We start from the raw sequence: 331 nt of genomic DNA on the forward strand, positions 1-331 counted from the left end.
TGGCACGCTGATGGTCGGCATCGAGCAGAAGCTGCTGGGCGGCAACGTGCCGTGGACGCTCCATCACCAGCATCGCGACCACGAGATGCTGCGTCCCGCCTCGCAGTGCAAGCCGATCGAGTACCCGAAGCCCGACGGCAAGCTCACGTTCGATCGCCTCTCCTCGGTGTTCGTTTCCAATACGAATCACGAGGAGAACCAGCCCGCGCACCTGACGCTCAAGGATGCGAGCGTGCCGGTGAACGTGAATCTGCGCACCTATGCGGGCCCCGAGGGGCGTTTCTGTCCGGCTGCGGTCTACGAATTCGTGAAGAACGACGACGGCAGCGAC

The 331-nt window shown here is 63.4% G+C and carries 1 protein-coding gene; it reads left to right on the forward strand.

The features are described 5' to 3' along the window. Positions 1-331 (forward strand): 4Fe-4S dicluster domain-containing protein (locus tag U5775_RS39205; RefSeq protein WP_322063472.1); only part of this gene is annotated, 331 nt, incomplete at both ends.

Origin of the sequence: Paraburkholderia sp. J63 (genome assembly GCF_905220245.1) — a bacterium.
GTDB lineage: Bacteria > Pseudomonadota > Gammaproteobacteria > Burkholderiales > Burkholderiaceae > Paraburkholderia.